General features: G+C 69.3%; 15 protein-coding genes and 1 pseudogene. 13 read left to right on the forward strand and 3 right to left on the reverse strand.

The features are described from left to right. Positions 1-67 precede the first annotated feature (67 nt). Complete coding sequence (locus AAG689_RS00665) at positions 68-1609, forward strand: Wzy polymerase domain-containing protein (protein ID WP_406624353.1); 1542 nt, start codon at positions 68-70, stop codon at positions 1607-1609. 1 nt (position 1610) lies between these two features. On the opposite strand, the gene AAG689_RS00670 is transcribed toward AAG689_RS00665, so the two are convergent. Next, positions 1611-2195 carry a YqiA/YcfP family alpha/beta fold hydrolase gene (locus tag AAG689_RS00670; protein ID WP_406624354.1) on the reverse strand — a complete coding sequence of 195 codons (585 nt, stop codon included), beginning with the start codon at positions 2193-2195 and terminating at the stop codon, positions 1611-1613. Positions 2196-2229: 34 nt separating this feature from the next. On the opposite strand from AAG689_RS00670, the gene rodA reads away from it, so the two are divergent. The 5 genes from rodA to AAG689_RS00695 all read left to right on the forward strand — a co-directional run bounded on the left by rodA (position 2230) and on the right by AAG689_RS00695 (position 7178). Beyond that, positions 2230-3390, forward strand: coding sequence for a rod shape-determining protein RodA (gene rodA / locus AAG689_RS00675; RefSeq protein ID WP_406624355.1), 1161 nt, complete (start codon positions 2230-2232; stop codon positions 3388-3390). Between the two features lie 43 nt (positions 3391-3433). Further along, positions 3434-4894: a metalloprotease TldD gene (tldD, locus tag AAG689_RS00680; protein WP_406624356.1), complete on the forward strand. Its 1461-nt coding sequence runs from the start codon at positions 3434-3436 to the stop codon at positions 4892-4894. 45 nt (positions 4895-4939) lie between these two features. After that, positions 4940-5491, forward strand: a complete 552-nt coding sequence (locus AAG689_RS00685) for a hypothetical protein (RefSeq protein WP_406624357.1) — start codon at positions 4940-4942, stop codon at positions 5489-5491. 227 nt (positions 5492-5718) lie between these two features. Further along, a complete protein-coding gene (locus AAG689_RS00690; protein WP_406624358.1) occupies positions 5719-6834 on the forward strand; it encodes a 3-deoxy-7-phosphoheptulonate synthase in 1116 nt (371 codons plus the stop codon). A 35-nt stretch (positions 6835-6869) separates the two neighbouring features. Continuing rightward, positions 6870-7178, forward strand: coding sequence for a hypothetical protein (locus tag AAG689_RS00695; protein ID WP_020230873.1), 309 nt, complete (start codon positions 6870-6872; stop codon positions 7176-7178). A 55-nt stretch (positions 7179-7233) separates the two neighbouring features. Here the strand turns inward: AAG689_RS00695 and mpl are convergent. Beyond that, positions 7234-8633, reverse strand: a pseudogene (mpl, locus tag AAG689_RS00700) (UDP-N-acetylmuramate:L-alanyl-gamma-D-glutamyl-meso-diaminopimelate ligase). A gap of 194 nt (positions 8634-8827) precedes the next feature. Here mpl and AAG689_RS00705 point away from each other — a divergent pair. The 7 genes from AAG689_RS00705 to AAG689_RS00735 all read left to right on the forward strand — a co-directional run bounded on the left by AAG689_RS00705 (position 8828) and on the right by AAG689_RS00735 (position 15109). Further along, the gene (locus tag AAG689_RS00705) at positions 8828-9439 is read left to right on the forward strand and encodes a hypothetical protein (RefSeq protein WP_406624359.1); all 612 of its coding nucleotides are present in this window, start codon (positions 8828-8830) and stop codon (positions 9437-9439) included. Continuing rightward, complete coding sequence (locus AAG689_RS00710) at positions 9436-9990, forward strand: TlpA family protein disulfide reductase (RefSeq protein WP_406624360.1); 555 nt, start codon at positions 9436-9438, stop codon at positions 9988-9990. The genes AAG689_RS00705 and AAG689_RS00710 overlap by 4 nt, the downstream gene beginning before the upstream one ends. Before the next feature lie 109 nt (positions 9991-10099). Further along, positions 10100-10555: an acetyl-CoA carboxylase biotin carboxyl carrier protein gene (gene accB / locus AAG689_RS00715; protein WP_406624361.1), complete on the forward strand. Its 456-nt coding sequence runs from the start codon at positions 10100-10102 to the stop codon at positions 10553-10555. A gap of 45 nt (positions 10556-10600) precedes the next feature. Then, the gene (gene accC, locus AAG689_RS00720) at positions 10601-11950 is read left to right on the forward strand and encodes an acetyl-CoA carboxylase biotin carboxylase subunit (RefSeq protein ID WP_020230868.1); all 1350 of its coding nucleotides are present in this window, start codon (positions 10601-10603) and stop codon (positions 11948-11950) included. 148 nt (positions 11951-12098) lie between these two features. Further along, positions 12099-12980 (forward strand): 50S ribosomal protein L11 methyltransferase, encoded by an 882-nt coding sequence (gene prmA, locus AAG689_RS00725; protein ID WP_406624362.1) that lies wholly within the window; start codon positions 12099-12101, stop codon positions 12978-12980. A 56-nt stretch (positions 12981-13036) separates the two neighbouring features. Then, a complete protein-coding gene (locus AAG689_RS00730; protein WP_406624363.1) occupies positions 13037-14188 on the forward strand; it encodes a DUF3426 domain-containing protein in 1152 nt (383 codons plus the stop codon). Positions 14189-14212: 24 nt separating this feature from the next. Beyond that, complete coding sequence (locus tag AAG689_RS00735; RefSeq protein ID WP_406624364.1) at positions 14213-15109, forward strand: carbohydrate kinase family protein; 897 nt, start codon at positions 14213-14215, stop codon at positions 15107-15109. A gap of 69 nt (positions 15110-15178) precedes the next feature. On the opposite strand, the gene AAG689_RS00740 is transcribed toward AAG689_RS00735, so the two are convergent. After that, positions 15179-15805, reverse strand: coding sequence for a histone (locus AAG689_RS00740; RefSeq protein ID WP_406624365.1), 627 nt, complete (start codon positions 15803-15805; stop codon positions 15179-15181). Positions 15806-15845 lie beyond the last annotated feature (40 nt).

A 15845-nucleotide genomic window follows, 5' to 3' on the forward strand; every position in this document is an offset into this window, starting at 1 on the left:
AGGGACGGCATTTTCCCATGCACGCCCATGCACAATGCCCGGCCATGCCCTGGCGCCGCGTGCCTTCATGAATTCCCCTTCCCCATCCCCCTGGCCGCACGGCGGCGCCGTCGCTCTCGTGGCGCTGGCGGCGGGGCTGCCCTTCGTCTTCGGCGTCACGCAGGCGCCGCAGACCAGCTTTTGGCCGCTGATGGCCAGCGCCGCCTGCGCCTGGGGCGTCGCCGCGCTGGCCTGGGCGGGCCGGCTCCCCGGCACGCGCCTGGGGTGGGGCCTGGCCTGGGGGCTGTTAATGGGCGCGGTGGCGGGCGCGTGCATCGGGCTGCTGCAGTATTTCGTGGGCGATCCCGGCTGGGCGCCCTGGGTCCACCCCGCCGCGCCCGGCCAGGCGCTGGGCAACCTGCGCCAGCGCAACCAGCAGGCCACCCTGATGCTGCTGGGCCTGTGGGCGCTGCTGTGGCTGGTGGCGCGGCTGCAGGCCGTGGCGGGGGAGCGCCCTGCGTCCCGCTGGCCGCTGGCGCTGGCCGTGGCCGTGCCCTGGGCCGTGGTGCTGCTGGCCGCCTGCGCGGCGGCCACGGCCTCGCGCACCGGCGCGCTGGAGTGGCTGGTGCTCCTGGGCCTGCTGCTGCTGTGGCGGCGCGGCCAGGGCGCGCTGGCGCCGGCCGTGGCCGCCGTGGGGCTGGCGGCCTACCTGCTGGCCGCGTGGTGGCTGCCCGAACTGCTGGCGCAGTGGACGGGCGTGCGCGCGGACAGCCTGTTCTCGCGCCTGGCGGACGAATCCAGCCGCTGCACCAGCCGCCGCGTGCTCTGGGCCAACGTGCTGCACCTGATCGGCGAGCGGCCCTGGACGGGCTGGGGCTGGGGCGAGCTGGACTACGCGCACTACATCACCGCTTTCCCCGGCGAGCGCTTCTGCGTGCTGCTGGACAACGCCCACGACCTGCCGCTGCACCTGGCCGTGGAGCTGGGCCTGCCCGTGGCGCTGCTGCTGTGCGGCGGCGCGCTGTGGGCCGTGTGGCGCGCCCGCCCGTGGCGCGAGACGCAGCCCTTGCGCCGGCTGGCCTGGGGCGTGCTGGCCCTGGTGGGCGTGCACAGCCTGCTGGAGTTCCCGCTGTGGTACGGCCCCTTCCAGCTGGCGGCGCTGCTGGCCGTGGCGGTGCTGCTGCCGCCGAAGGTGTGGCAGGTGCTGCGGTGGCCGGTGGGCGCGGCGCTGCTGGCGGCGCCCGTGCTGGCCTGGATGCTGGCGCGCGACTATGCGCAGGTCAGCGCCCTCTACCGTCCCGCGGCCGAGCGCCCCGCCGCGCTGCGCGGGCTCACGGCGCAGGAGGCGGCGCGGCGCGTCACGTTCTTCCGCGCGCCGGCCGAGTTCGCCTGGCTCACCACCACGCCCGCCACGGCCGCCAACGCGCAGGCCATGCACGCCACGGCCCTGCGCCTGCTGCACTACTCGCCCGAGCCGCGCGTGGTCGAGAAGCTCATCGCCAGCGCCCGCCTGCTGGGGCGGGAGGACGAGGCGGCGCTGCACGAGGACCTCTACCGCCGCGCCTACCCGCGCGACTACGCGCGCTGGCGCAGCGGTGCCCCGGCCACGGGCGCGCCGCAGCGCGATTGACTCACACCAGGTTGCAAAAGCGCAGCACCTCGTCCAGGTGCCGGGGATAGTCGTTCAGCGCATGCTCGCCGCCCGGCAGCACGCGCTGGGCGGCCTGGGGGTAGCGCGCCACCATCTCGCGCCAGTCCAGCACCTCGTCGCCCTGCGTGGCGATGAGCAGCTCCGGTCCCGCGGGCGGCAGTCCGCGCACGTCGAGCGCCTGCAGCTCGGAGATGAACTCCGGGCGGAAGAAGAAGCGCTCCTCGGGGTTGTGCCAGGCGGTCTGCTCGCCGATGTAGCGCGCGAGGTCGCGCGCCGGATCGACGGCGGGGTTCAGCAGCACGCTGGGGCAGTGCGCCTGCTGCGCGACCCAGCTCGCGTAGAAGCCGCCGAGCGAGGAGCCGATCACCGCCATGCGCGAGCGGGGCCAGGGCGCGATGCCGTCCGCCACCAGCGCCATGGCTTCGCGCGGCGAAGGCGGCAGCTGCGGGCACCAGAAGGTCACCCCGGGGTGGCGTTCAGCCACGCGCTCGGCCGTCAGCCGGGCCTTGGCGGACTGGGGCGAGGAGCGAAAGCCGTGCAGGTAGAGCAGGTGGGTGGCGGGCATGGGGCGAGGATAATCGCGGGCGCACGACATCACCATGGCCACCGCGACCTTCGACTCCCCCACCCTGGCGCAGCGCATCCTGCCGTTCTTGCGCGGCTTCGACTGGCCGCTCATCGCGCTGCTGCTGGTGCTGGCCTCCATCGGCCTCACGGCCATGTATTCCTCGGGCTACGACCACGGCACGCGGTTCGTGGACCACGGGCGCAACATGCTGCTGGCGGCGGGCATCCTGTTCGTGGTGGCGCAGGTGCCGCCGCAGCGCCTGATGATGCTGGCCGTGCCGCTCTACACGCTGGGCGTGGCGCTGCTGGTGGCGGTGGCGCTGTTCGGCATCACCAAGAAGGGTGCGCAGCGCTGGATCAACGTGGGCGTGGTCATCCAGCCGAGCGAGCTGCTCAAGATCGCCACGCCGCTGATGCTGGCCTGGTGGTTCCAGAAGCGCGAGGGACAGCTGCGCGCGCTGGACTTCGTGGTGGCCGCCGTGCTGCTCGCCGTGCCCGTGGGGCTGATCATGAAGCAGCCGGACCTGGGCACCTCGCTGCTGGTGATGGCGGCGGGCCTGTCGGTGATCTTCTTCGCGGGCCTGCCGTGGCGGCTGGTGGTGCCGCCGGTGCTGGTGGGCGTGGTGGGCATCGCGCTCATCGTGTGGTTCGAGCCGCAGCTGTGCGCCGACGGCGTGGACTGGCGCGTGCTGCACGAATACCAGCGCCAGCGCGTGTGCACGCTGCTCGACCCCACGCGCGACCCGCTGGGCAAGGGCTTCCACATCATCCAGGGCATGATCGCCATCGGCTCGGGCGGCGTCTGGGGCAAGGGCTTCATGGCCGGTACGCAGACGCATCTGGAATTCATCCCCGAGCGCACGACCGACTTCATCTTCGCCGCCTATTCCGAGGAGTTCGGCCTGGCGGGCAACCTCACGCTGATCGTCTGCTTCATCCTGCTGGTGTGGCGCGCCCTGGCCATCGCCGCGGGGGCGCCCACGCTGTTCGGCCGGCTGATGGCGTCGGCCGTGGCCATGATCTTCTTCACCTATGCCTTCGTGAACATGGGCATGGTCAGCGGCATCCTGCCCGTGGTGGGCGTGCCGCTGCCCTTCGTGAGCTACGGCGGCACGGCCATGGTCACGCTGGGGCTGGCGCTGGGGGTGCTGATGTCGGTGGCGCGCGCCCAGCAGCAGGCCGAGGACGCGTAGCCGCGCGCAAGCGGGGGCATGCCCCGCTGCCTACAATCCCCGGATGATCTCCCGCGAACCCACCATCGAACGCTTAGGCCTGGCCCGCGAGCTGCTGCTCACGCCCTTCGGACTGGATGAATCCCACCTCTCCCGCGCGCTGGCGGAGATCCGCGCGCACCGCGTGGATGACGCCGACCTGTACTTCCAGTACACGCGCAGCGAGGGCTGGAGCCTGGAGGAGGGCATCGTCAAGACGGGCTCCTTCAGCATCGACCAGGGCGTGGGCGTGCGTGCCGTGAGCGGCGAGAAGACGGCCTTCGCCTATTCCGACGACATCTCCGAGGCCTCGCTGCTCGATGCCGCCCGCACCGTGCGGTCGATTTCGGCCACGGCGCAGGCTGGTAAAGCGCGGGTAGCTTCCAAGAAGATAGCAAGCAGCCGTTCGCTCTACCCGCACATCGACCCCATCGCCTCGATGGACAGCACGGCCAAGGTGCAGCTGCTGGAGCGCGCCGAGCAGCGCGCCCGCGCCAAGGACCCGCGCGTGGTGCAGGTCATGGCGGGCCTGGCGAGCGAGTACGACGTGGTGCTCGTCGCCCGCGCCGACGGCACCCTGGCGGCCGACGTGCGCCCGCTGGTGCGCCTGTCGGTCACGGTGATCGCCGAGCAGAACGGCCGGCGTGAGGTGGGCTCGGCGGGCGGCGGCGGGCGCTTCGGCCTGGCCTATTTCACCGAGGAGCAGATCGGGCAGTACGTGGATGAAGCCGTGAACGCGGCCCTGGTCAACCTGGAGTCGCGCCCCGCGCCCGCGGGCGAGATGACCGTGGTGCTCGGCCCCGGCTGGCCTGGCGTGCTGCTGCACGAGGCCGTGGGCCACGGGCTGGAGGGCGACTTCAACCGCAAGGGCTCGTCGGCATTCAGCGGCCGCATCGGCCAGCGCGTGGCTGCCAAGGGCGTGACCGTGCTGGACGACGGCACGCTGGCCGACCGCCGCGGCTCGCTCAACGTGGACGACGAGGGCCACGCCACCCAGCGCAACGTGCTCATCGAGGACGGCATCCTCAAGGGCTACATCCAGGATTCAATGAATGCCCGCCTGATGGGCGTGAAGCCCACGGGCAACGGCCGCCGCGAGAGCTACGCCCACATCCCCATGCCGCGCATGACCAACACCTACATGCTGGGCGGCGACAAGGATCCGCAGGAAATCGTCGCTTCCATCAAGAAGGGCCTGTACGCCACCAACTTCGGCGGCGGGCAGGTGGACATCACCAGCGGCAAGTTCGTCTTCTCGGCCAGCGAGGCCTATTGGGTGGAGAACGGCAAGATCCTCTACCCGGTCAAGGGCGCCACCATCGTGGGCAGCGGCCCCGAGTCGCTCAAGAAGGTCAGCATGATCGGCAACGACATGCGGCTGGACAGCGGCGTGGGCACCTGCGGCAAGGAAGGCCAGAGCGTGCCCGTGGGCGTGGGCCAGCCCACCATGCGCATCGACGGGCTGACCGTCGGCGGCACCGCCTGACCGCGGCGGCCCACCCCGCCCGCACACTCGGCGCAGGGCAGCCCCATGTCCGCACCATCCTCCAGCCGGCTGCACCACACGCCTGCCTCGTTCGCCGGGCTGAGCCGCTTCCTGCGCGAAGGCGTGGCCCAGGAGGAAACGCGCGAACTGCGCGGCAGCCTGGGCGCGCTGTCGGAGCACATCGAAGCCGCCACGCGCGCGCGGCGGACCAGCGCCGACGCGCAGGCCGTGGCGCGCAGCATCGAGGCGCTGGCGCGCTGCGCCCGCGAGCACCAGCTCCAGCTCACCGGCATGGGATCGGCGTGGCACGCGCTGCACGAATTCGGCGCCTACCAGCGCGCACTGCGCGAGCTGCGGGACGCGCTGGCGCGCTGGCAGGAGGCACTGCAGCAGCGCAGTCCGTCGGAGGCCGAGCGCTTCGGCGAATTCGAGCGCCTGGCCTGGCGCACGCTGGGCGAGGCGCTGCTGGTGCTGGACATGTACGAGCAGGGCGACGCCCATCCCGGCGACTCCGGCATGGGCCGCACGCCGCGTCCGGCGCGCAGGCGCCCGCTGCTGTCGCGCCTGCGTGGCTGGCTGGCGCGTGTAGCGTCATAGCAACGCTGCCCGTATGTTGCGCCGCCGCAAACCGTGCTACATTGAAGCGCATGCCAGTCCGTAGCGCGTTTTACTTTTACTTTTGGTTCTCTGTCCCCGGCGGATGAGAGGTATGCGCGCACCCTGACTGAGCCCCCTTCTCAAAGAAAACCGCCGAAGCTGAAAAGCCCGGCGGTTTTTTTTGCCTTTCCCCTAGACCCCCTTCCATACCCCCGAGAGGACACCCCATGACCGCCCCTGCTTCCAGCGATGCCTGGTACCGCAACGTCGAGAAGACCAGCCAGACCGACGACCAACGCATCAAGGACATCACCGTGCTTCCACCGCCCGAACACCTGATCCGCTTCTTCCCCATCCGCGGTTCGGGCATCGAATCGCTGATCGCGCAGACGCGGCGCAACATCCAGCGCATCATGTCCGGCGAGGACGACCGCCTGCTGGTCATCCTCGGCCCCTGCTCGATCCACGACCCGGCGGCCGCGCTGGAATACGCGCGCAAGCTCCAGGCCGTGCGCGAGCAGTACAAGGACACGCTGGAAGTCGTGATGCGCGTCTATTTCGAGAAGCCCCGCACCACCGTGGGCTGGAAGGGCCTCATCAATGACCCCTACCTGGACGGCAGCTACCGCATCGACGAGGGCTTGCGCATCGCGCGCCAGCTGCTCATCGACATCAACCGCCTGGGCGTGCCGGCGGGCAGCGAGTTCCTGGACGTGATCTCGCCGCAGTACATCGGCGACCTGATCTCCTGGGGCGCCATCGGCGCGCGCACCACCGAGAGCCAGGTGCACCGCGAGCTGGCCTCGGGCATCTCGGCACCTATCGGCTTCAAGAACGGCACGGACGGCAACATCCGCATCGCCACCGACGCCATCCAGTCCGCCAGCCGCGGCCACCACTTCCTGTCCGTGCACAAGAACGGCCAGGTGGCCATCGTGCACACGGCGGGCAACAAGGACTGCCACGTGATCCTGCGCGGCGGCAAGGCCCCCAACTACGACGCGGCCAGTGTGGAGGCCGCCTGCAAGGATTTGCAGGCCGCCGGCCTGCCGGCCACGCTGATGGTGGACTGCAGCCATGCCAACAGCAGCAAGCAGCACGAGCGCCAGTGCGACGTGGCACGCGACATCGCCGGCCAGATCGCGGGCGGCTCGCGCAGCGTCTTCGGCGTGATGATCGAGAGCCACCTGCACGCCGGCGCGCAGAAGTTCACGCCCGGCAAGGACGATGCGGCGCAGCTCGAATACGGCAAGAGCATCACCGACGCCTGCCTGGGCTGGGACGACTCCGTCGCCTGCCTGGCCGACCTGGCCGCCGCCGTGCAGGCGCGCCGCGCCGTGTAAGCTCGGGGATTCATTACCACGGAAGGCAACGAACCATGCACAGCGAAGTTTTGGTCACCCTGGCGCCCGGGCAGGAATTCCAGCTGGACCCGCAGGGCACGCCCCTCTCGCACGAGGAAGCGCGCCGCTGGCTGGACGACGAATTCACCCGCCTGGAGTGCGAGCCCCTGCGCGCCAGCGGCAAGGTGCTGCTGGCCGACAAGGTGTTGACCGTGGCGAATGCGGCAGGCGCCACGCTGATGGCCGACGCGGCCTGGTCGTCCCAGTTCGCGCGCGCCACCGTCGCGGCGCTGTCCAAGCCAATCGTGCGCGTGGACGTGCCGGCGATGGCGGTCAGTTTCTAAAGCAGAAAATTTAAGCCGAATTGGCTGCCAGCGCTTGTACAGCGAGCGCTGGCAGCTATTTTTTTGAGAGCGCGTCGAGCAGCCGCGCGTGGATGCCGCCGAAGCTGCCGTTGCTCATGCAGACGATGTGGTCGCCGGGCCGGGCCGCCTCGGCGATCTGCGCCAGCAGCGTGGGAATGTCCGCTGCCGTGCGTGCCCGCGCGCCCAGCGGGGCCAGCGCCTCGGCCGCGTCCCAGTCCAGGCCCGCCGTGTGGCAGAAGGCCAGGTCGGCCGCCTCCAGCGCCCATGGCAACTGGGCCTTCATCGTGCCCAGCTTCATGGTGTTGCTGCGCGGCTCGAACACGGCCAGGATGCGGCTGCCAGGGCTGTCCGCCCGGATGCTGCGGCGCAGCCCGTCCAGCGTGGTGCGCAGCGCCGTGGGGTGGTGGGCGAAGTCGTCGTACACGCGGATGCCCGCAGCGGTGCCGCGCAGCTCCATGCGGCGCTTGACGTTCTGGAAGCGCGCCAACGCCTCGGCTGCCTGGGCGGGGGCCACGCCCACGTGTTCCGCCGCTGCGATGGCGGCCAGCGCGTTGAGCTGGTTGTGCACGCCCGACAGGGACCAGCGCACGTGCGCCACGGCGCGGCCGCGCCGCAGCACCTCGAAATCGTGCGGCTCGCCCTGCGCCGTGAAGTCGCTCACCGTCGCGCCGAAGGTGGCCACCTGGCTCCAGAGTCCCAAGTGCAGCACGCGCGCCAGGCTTTCCTCCAGCCCGTTGGCCACCACGCGGCCCGAGGGCGGCACGGTGCGCACCAGGTGGTGGAACTGGCGTTCGATGGCGGTCAGGTCGTCGAAGATGTCCGCGTGGTCGAACTCCAGGTTGTTCAGCACGGCGGTGCGCGGCCGGTAGTGCACGAACTTGCTGCGCTTGTCGAAGAAGGCGGTGTCGTACTCGTCCGCCTCGATCACGAACAGCGGCCGCTCCTGGCCCGCCGCCTGCGCGCCCAGGCGCGCGGAAATGCCGAAGTCGAGCGGCACGCCGCCCACGAGAAAGCCCGGCGACAAGCCCGCAGCCTCCAGCACCCAGGCCAGCATCGACGTGGTGGTGGTCTTGCCGTGCGTGCCGGCCACGGCCAGCACGTGGCGGCCCTGCAGCACGTGCTCGGCCAGCCACTGCGGGCCGCTGGTGTAGGGCGCGCCCGCGTCGAGGATGGCCTCCATCAGCGGGAACTTCGGCGTGCCGTCCGGCAGCCGGGCGCGGCTCACCACGTTGCCGACCACGAACACGTCGGGCTGCAGCGCGAGCTGGTCGGCGCCGTAGCCTTCGATGAGCTCGATCCCCAGGGCGCGCAGCTGGTCGCTCATGGGGGGTAGACGCCGGCGTCGCAGCCGGTGACGCGGTGGCCCGCCTCGCGGGCCAGCGCGGCCACGCCGCCCATGAACGTGCCGCAGATGCCCAGGATGTGGATATGCATGGGCGCCGATTCTAAGGCGGGGTGTCGAATGGGCCTGCAGCGCTCGCGGGTCAAGCGCAGGCAGCTATGAAAAACGGAGTGAGCCGTGCGGCTGCTGCGTGCAATGCCCCTGTGCCGTGCGCGTTGTCCGTGCCGTGTCAAGGCTGCGCCATGGCATTCGGTCCACAATGCCACGTCTGCCCGGGACCACCGCCATGGAAAACGCCCTCGTCACCGAAATCGCCAACGTCGCCGCCCGCCTGGTTGTCGAGGAGGGCATGGAGTGGGGCCCGGCCAAGCGCCGTGCCGTCAAGGAACTGGGCCTGTCCGCGCGCACGCCCTTGCCCGACAACGACTTGGTCGAGGATGCGGTGCGCGAGTACATCGGCCTCTTCCATGCCGACACCCAGCCGATGGAGCTGCGCGCGCTGCGCGAGCTGGCGCTGGTGTGGATGCAGCGCATGCAGGCCTTCCGTCCCTACCTGGGCGGCGCCGTCTGGCACGGCACGGCCACGCGGCTGTCGGATATCTATTTGTCTTTGTTCTGCGACGACTCTAAATCCGCGGAGATCGCCCTCATCGACCACCACGTGAACTACGAGCCGCGCACGGTGACGGGCTTGCGCGGCGAGCCGGTCGACGCGCTGAGCCTGAGCAGCCGCTCGCCCGTCCTGGGCGAGGAGATCGGCGTGCACCTGCTGATCTACGATCTGGACGACCTGCGTGGTGCCCTGCGCCCCGACGCGCGCGGCCGCGCGCCGCGCGGCGATGCCGACGCCGTGCGCAAGCTGCTGCAGGAGTCGCCTTCTTCCCCTCTTGCTCCATGAACGATTCGCTCTCTCCTGCTTCTTCCGACACCTCGCGCCGCCGCTGGCTCACCGTCGGCATCGGTGCGCTCGCGGCGCTGGGCGGTGCGGGCTTCGCGTTGTGGCGCCTGCAGCCCCAGCCGGTACGTGACGGCGCGGCCGAGGCACTGTGGGGCGCGAGCTTCGACGGCCCCGCGGGCGAGGCTGTGCGCATGGCGTCCTTTCAGGGCAAACCCTTGCTGCTGAACTTCTGGGCCACCTGGTGCCCGCCGTGCGTGGACGAGCTGCCGCTGCTCAACCGCTTCCACGCCGAGCACCGCGCGAAGGGCTGGCAGGTGGTGGGCCTGGCGATCGATCAGCCCTCGAACGTGCGCCAATTCCTGCAGCGGCTGCCGCTGGATTTTCCGGTCGCGCTGGGTGGCCTGGCAGGATCCGACATCGGGCGTGCGCTGGGCAACGAAAAAGGGGGATTGCCGTTTACCGTGCTGTTCGGGGCAGATGGCAACATTTTGAAGCGTAAAATGGGCCAGCTGACGGCGCAGGACCTGCAAGAGTGGTCCAAAACGTTGTGAGTGCCGTGTCTCGTCAAAAGGAGATGATGGCAAAAGGGGAAAGTTCGGTGAAATAGGCCGAAATTGGAGTAAATTCACGCCCCATTCCGTTTTAGCCGTTGGAGCTCCCATGGATTTGCGAAAACTCAAGACCCTGATCGATCTGGTCTCCGAGTCGAATGTTTCCGAACTCGAGATCACCGAAGCCGAAGGCAAGGTGCGTATCGTCAAGGGTGGTGGCGCTGTCGTGCAGCAATTCGTTGCCACGCCCGTGCAAGCACCCGTTGCTGCTCCCGCCACAGCGCCGGCCGCGCCCGCGGCCGAATCGCCCGCACCTGTTGCCGCCCCCACGGGACATGTGGTGAAGTCGCCCATGGTGGGCACGTTCTACCGCGCGTCCAGCCCGGGGGCCAAGCCCTTCGTCGAGGTGGGCAGCCAGGTCAAGGAAGGCGAGACCATCTGCATCATCGAGGCCATGAAGATCCTCAACGAGATTGAGGCCGACAAGAGCGGCACGGTGACCCGCATCCTGGGCGAGAACGGCCAGGCCGTCGAATACGGCCAGCCGCTGTTCGTGATCGAGTGACCCGCCCGATGAGTTTCCCAACCCCCGCCATGCGAGGGCCTGCTTATGTTTAAGAAGATCCTCGTCGCCAATCGCGGCGAAATCGCCCTGCGCATCCAGCGCGCCTGCCATGAGCTGGGCATCAAGGCCGTGATGGTCTATTCCGAGGCCGACCGCGACGCCAAGTACGTCAAGCTGGCCGAGGAAGCCGTGTGCATCGGCCCGGCGCCTTCGCCGCTGTCGTACCTGAACATGCCGGCCATCATCTCGGCGGCCGAGGTGACGGATGCCGAGGCCATCCACCCCGGCTACGGCTTCCTGTCGGAGAACGCCGACTTCGCCGAGCGCGTGGAAAAGAGCGGCTTCCAGTTCATCGGCCCCACGCCCGAGTCCATCCGCATGATGGGCGACAAGGTGTCGGCCAAGCAGGCCATGATCCGCGCGGGCGTGCCCTGCGTGCCCGGCTCCGACGGCGAGTTGCCCGACGATCCGGTGCAGATCCGCCGCATCGCCAAGAGCGTCGGCTACCCGGTGATCGTCAAGGCCGCCGGCGGTGGCGGCGGGCGCGGCATGCGCGTGGTGCACACCGAGGCCGCGCTGGTCAACGCCGTGCAGATGACCAAGGCGGAGGCACAGGCCGCCTTCGGCAACCCGGCCGTGTACATGGAGAAGTTCCTCCAGAACCCGCGCCACATCGAGATCCAGGTGCTGGCTGACAAGCACCGCAACGCCGTCTACCTGGGCGAGCGCGACTGCTCCATGCAGCGCCGCCACCAGAAGGTGATCGAGGAAGCGCCGGCGCCGGGCATTCCGCGCAAGCTCATTGAGAAGATCGGCGAGCGCTGCGTGGCCGCGTGCAAGAAGATCGGCTACCGCGGCGCGGGTACGTTCGAGTTCCTCTACGAGAACGGCGAGTTCTACTTCATCGAGATGAACACGCGCGTACAGGTGGAGCACCCGGTGACCGAGTGGATCACCGGCGTGGACATCGTGCGCACGCAGATCATGGTGGCCGCGGGCGAGAAGCTGCCGTTCACCCAGCGCCAGATCCAGATCCAGGGCCACGCCATCGAATGCCGCGTGAACGCCGAGGACCCCTACAAGTTCACCCCGTCGCCGGGCCGCATCACCATGTGGCATGCGCCGGGCGGTCCGGGCGTGCGCGTGGATTCGCATGCGTACACGAACTACTACGTGCCGCCGAACTACGATTCCATGATCGGCAAGATCATCGTCCATGGCGATACGCGCGAGCAGGCGCTGGCGCGCATGCGCACGGCGCTGGCCGAGACGGTGATCGAGGGCATCAACACCAACGTGCCGCTGCACCGCGAGCTGATGGTGGACGCCAACTTCGTGGCGGGCGGCACCAACATCCACTATCTCGAAGAGTGGCTGTCCCAGCGCAAGCGCTGAGCGGCCGCCACCGGCACCTGCACGCTGGCATCCGGAGACGGGTGCCAGCTTTTTTCATGGAATGCTCCTGTTTTAATAGCTGCTTGCACTTGCCGGACGGGCGCTAGATGCCAATTTGGCATGTATTTTGTGCGGAAAGGATGTCCCCATGTTCGAGTTGAGTCTGCTGTGTCCCGAAGACCGGGTCGAGACCCTGAGCGATGCGTTCGACGCGCTGGAGGCGCTGAGCGTGTCGGTGGAGGATGCCGACGCCCAGACCGATGCCGAACAGGCGCTGTTCGGCGAGCCGGGCATGCCTGCGCCGCGCGATGGGTGGCAGCGCAGCCGCGTCACCGCGCTGTTCCCCACGCAGGCCGCTGCCGAGGAGGCGCAGCGGCTGCTGCAGGCGCAGGACTTCTTCGAGGGCTGTGCCGTGCTCGGCGTCGCTGCCGTGCAGGAGCAAGACTGGGTGCGCCTCACGCAGTCGCAGTTCGCGCCCGTCGAGATCACCCCTGATTTCTGGATCGTGCCGACATGGCACGAACTGCCGCAGGCGGCCCGCCGCAGCATCCGGCTGGACCCCGGCCTGGCGTTCGGCACGGGCACGCACCCCACCACGCGCATGTGCCTGCGCTGGATCGCGCGGCATGACGGCGCCCTGGGCCGCGTGCTCGACTACGGCTGCGGCTCGGGCATCCTGGCCATCGGCGCGGCCAAGTTCGGCGCGCAGGACATCGATGCCGTGGACATCGATCCGGCGGCCGTCGAGGCCACGCGGCAGAACGCGCAGGCCAACGGCGTGCAGGTGAACGCCGGGCTGCCCGAGCGTGCGCAGGGCGGCTACCAGACCGTTCTGGCCAATATCCTGGCCACGCCGCTCAAGGTGCTCGCGCCTTTGCTGTGCGCCCACGTGGCCCAGGGTGGAAGCCTGGTGCTCGCCGGCATCCTGGAGCGGCAGGCGCAGGAGCTGCAGGAGGCCTATGCGCCCTGGCTGGCGCTGGAGGTGGCCGACAGCGAGGACGGCTGGATTCTCATGACTGCGCGCCGTTAGAACGGTGCATTCGCTTGCGGCGCGGGCGTGGGCACCCCACCTACAATCCACAGCCGATGAGCCAGATCACGCGCTGTCCCTTCTGCGAAACGTCCTTCAAGGTCGTCGCGGACCAGTTGCGCATATCGGATGGCTGGGTCCGCTGCGGGCAGTGCAAGCAGGTCTTCGATGCCTCCCAGCACTTGCACGCCGTGGAGCAGGCGCCCCTGTTGCCGGAGATGCCGCTGGACGCATTGCGCCCGCTCCCGGCTCCTGCCACGCTGCACACCGTGCAGGTCTGGGGCAGTGCCCGGGTGCCTCTCCCGCCGGCAGACCCCGTGGAGCCGGCCGTTGCGGTGCCCGAATCGGCCTCCTGGGCGCCGCCCGTCCCGCCGCCCCCGGCATGGCATGTGCCGCATCCGCCGGTTCCGTCTTTTCTGATCGCTGACGCCTCGCAGGAGAGTGCGGCGCCGCAGGCTGCTCCATTCGAAGAGTCCCTGCCTCCCCTGCCTTCCTTGCTGACGCATGAAGCCGTGGAGGACGCGCCTTCCGCCGCAGTATCAGTGGAAGAGGCGCCTGCCCTTGCGCAGCAGGAGGCAGAAGCGGTGCAAGAGCCGCCACTTTCATCCACCCCTGCGCCACTGCCGGCGCAGGAAGAGGGTGTGGAGCCCCAGGTTGCCGGCGAGCCCTCCGATGAGCCGGACTCCGATGAGCCGGAATTCGTCAGGGCCGCGCGTCGCAATGCCTTCTGGCGCCAGCCCGTGGTACGTGCCGCCGTGTTGCTCGCTGCGGTGGTGCTGGCCTGCATGCTGGCCGTGCAGGTTGCGCTGCAGGAGCGCGATGCGCTGGCTGCACGGTATCCCGCCACGCGCCCCTGGCTGGCGGACCTGTGCGCGCGCCTGCATTGCGTGCTGGAGGCGCCGCGCCGCATCTCCGCCGTCGTCATCGACAGCTCGTCGTTCGCCAAGGCGCGGGACGATGCCTCTGCCTACCAGTTGCAGGTGAGCCTCAAGAACACCTCGGCCACCGTGGTGGCCATGCCGGCGCTGGAACTCACGCTGACCGATGCGCAAGACCAGGCGGTACTGCGCCGCGTGCTGATGCCCGGCGATGTGGCCGCGCCTGCGGAACTCGCGGCCGGCGGCATCTGGAACGGCGCCGTGGCGGTGCGCATGGCGTCGGGTGCCGCGCAGGTGGCGGGCTACCGCATCCTGGCTTTCTATCCCTGAAACTTTTGTACTGGACCTTTTTCCATGGCGGCACTGATCTGCGGTTCCCTGGCATTCGACACCATCATGACCTTCGAGGGGCGGTTCGCCGAGCAGATACTGCCGCAGCAACTGCACATCCTGAACGTGTCTTTTCTCGTACCGTCGCTGCGCCGGGACTTCGGGGGCTGTGCAGGCAACATCGCTTACAGCCTTCGGCTGCTCGGAGGCGATCCCCGGCCCATGGCCATGCTGGGCAGCGATGGCGCCGACTACATGGCACGCCTTGCGCAACTGGGCATCGACACAGGCCTGGTCGGACAGGTGGACGATACCTATACGGCCCAGGCCATGATCATGACCGACCGCGACAACAACCAGATCACGGCCTTCCACCCCGGGGCCATGATGCAGGCCCACCGCAACCGGGTCGCGGCGCACGCGGACCTGCGGGTCGGCATCATTGCGCCCGATGGGCGCGACGCGATGCTGCAGCACGCGGCGCAGATGGCCGAGGCGGGCATCCCCTTCGTCTTCGATCCGGGGCAGGGGCTGCCCATGTTCCAGGGAGAGGAGCTTCGGCGCTTCATCGAGCAGGCATCATGGGTTGCCGTGAACGACTACGAAGGCAAGATGCTGTGCGAACGCACGGGCTGGACGCTGGCGGAAATCTCGCACAAGGTGCGAGGTCTGGTCGTGACGCTGGGCGCCGAGGGCTGCGAAGTCTGGGAGCGTGGCGAGCGGGTGGTGGTGCCGCCAGTACAGCCGGCGCAGGTCGTGGACCCGACGGGCTGTGGCGACGCATGGCGTGGCGCCTTGCTGTTCGGGCTGGAGCGGGGCTGGCCTCTGGTTCGCTGCGCCGCACTGGGCAACCGCATGGGCGCGCTCAAGATCGCACAGCGGGGCCCACAGAACTACGTCCTGGATTTCGACCCCGCCTGAAGGGAGCGGCCGGCCATAAAAAAACCCGGCGCAGAGCGCCGGGTCGTGGCCGATAGGCGATAGGTCGCCTTAGGGCTTGCCCCCGGTGGGGAAAGGCCAGGCTGCCTGCGGGTTCAGCGTGGTCTGCGCCGCAGGGGCAGGCGCGGCAGCGGGAGCCTTCACCGCCTTCTTGGCAGGAACTGCCTTCTTGGGCGCGGCGGCGGCCTTCTTGGCAGGTGCTGCCGCCTTCTTGGCGGGCGCTGCCTTCTTGGCTGCTACGGCCTTCTTGGCAGGCGCTGCCGCCTTCTTGGCGGGTGCTGCCTTCTTGGCCGCTACGGCCTTCTTGGCAGGCGTTGCCGCCTTCTTGGCAGGCGCTGCCGCCTTCTTGGCGGGTGCTGCCTTCTTGGCCGCTACGGCCTTCTTGGCAGGCGTTGCCGCCTTCTTGGCGGGTGCTGCCTTCTTGGCCGCTACGGCCTTCTTGGCAGGTGCTGCCGCCTTCTTGGCGGGTGCTGCCTTCTTGGCCGCTACGGCCTTCTTGGCAGGCGCTGCCGCCTTCTTGGCGGGTGCTGCCTTCTTGGCCGCTACGGCCTTCTTGGCAGGTGCTGCCGCCTTCTTGGCGGGTGCTGCCTTCTTGGCCGCTACAGCCTTCTTGGCAGGCGCTGCCGCCTTCTTTGCCGGTGCTGCCTTCTTCGCAGCGGGTTTCTTCGCAGTTGCCATCATTTTCTCCTTGGGTCGATTTGCAAAGAGCACTCCCGGC

Origin of the sequence: Acidovorax sp. SDU_ACID1 (assembly GCF_045291395.1) — a bacterium.
Classification (GTDB): Bacteria; Pseudomonadota; Gammaproteobacteria; order Burkholderiales; family Burkholderiaceae_C; genus MR-S7.

Bases quoted from the DNA above. Each gene is read 5' to 3' on its own strand.
- AAG689_RS00665 (WP_406624353.1), top strand. From the start codon at position 68: ATGAATTCCCCTTCCCCATCCCCCTGGCCGCACGGCGGCGCCGTCGCT.
- AAG689_RS00670 (WP_406624354.1), bottom strand. From the start codon at position 2,195: ATGCCCGCCACCCACCTGCTCTACCTGCACGGCTTTCGCTCCTCGCCC.
- rodA (WP_406624355.1), top strand. From the start codon at position 2,230: ATGGCCACCGCGACCTTCGACTCCCCCACCCTGGCGCAGCGCATCCTG.
- tldD (WP_406624356.1), top strand. From the start codon at position 3,434: ATGATCTCCCGCGAACCCACCATCGAACGCTTAGGCCTGGCCCGCGAG.
- AAG689_RS00685 (WP_406624357.1), top strand. From the start codon at position 4,940: ATGTCCGCACCATCCTCCAGCCGGCTGCACCACACGCCTGCCTCGTTC.
- AAG689_RS00690 (WP_406624358.1), top strand. From the start codon at position 5,719: ATGACCGCCCCTGCTTCCAGCGATGCCTGGTACCGCAACGTCGAGAAG.
- AAG689_RS00695 (WP_020230873.1), top strand. From the start codon at position 6,870: ATGCACAGCGAAGTTTTGGTCACCCTGGCGCCCGGGCAGGAATTCCAG.
- AAG689_RS00705 (WP_406624359.1), top strand. From the start codon at position 8,828: ATGGAAAACGCCCTCGTCACCGAAATCGCCAACGTCGCCGCCCGCCTG.
- AAG689_RS00710 (WP_406624360.1), top strand. From the start codon at position 9,436: ATGAACGATTCGCTCTCTCCTGCTTCTTCCGACACCTCGCGCCGCCGC.
- accB (WP_406624361.1), top strand. From the start codon at position 10,100: ATGGATTTGCGAAAACTCAAGACCCTGATCGATCTGGTCTCCGAGTCG.
- accC (WP_020230868.1), top strand. From the start codon at position 10,601: ATGTTTAAGAAGATCCTCGTCGCCAATCGCGGCGAAATCGCCCTGCGC.
- prmA (WP_406624362.1), top strand. From the start codon at position 12,099: ATGTTCGAGTTGAGTCTGCTGTGTCCCGAAGACCGGGTCGAGACCCTG.
- AAG689_RS00730 (WP_406624363.1), top strand. From the start codon at position 13,037: ATGAGCCAGATCACGCGCTGTCCCTTCTGCGAAACGTCCTTCAAGGTC.
- AAG689_RS00735 (WP_406624364.1), top strand. From the start codon at position 14,213: ATGGCGGCACTGATCTGCGGTTCCCTGGCATTCGACACCATCATGACC.
- AAG689_RS00740 (WP_406624365.1), bottom strand. From the start codon at position 15,805: ATGGCAACTGCGAAGAAACCCGCTGCGAAGAAGGCAGCACCGGCAAAG.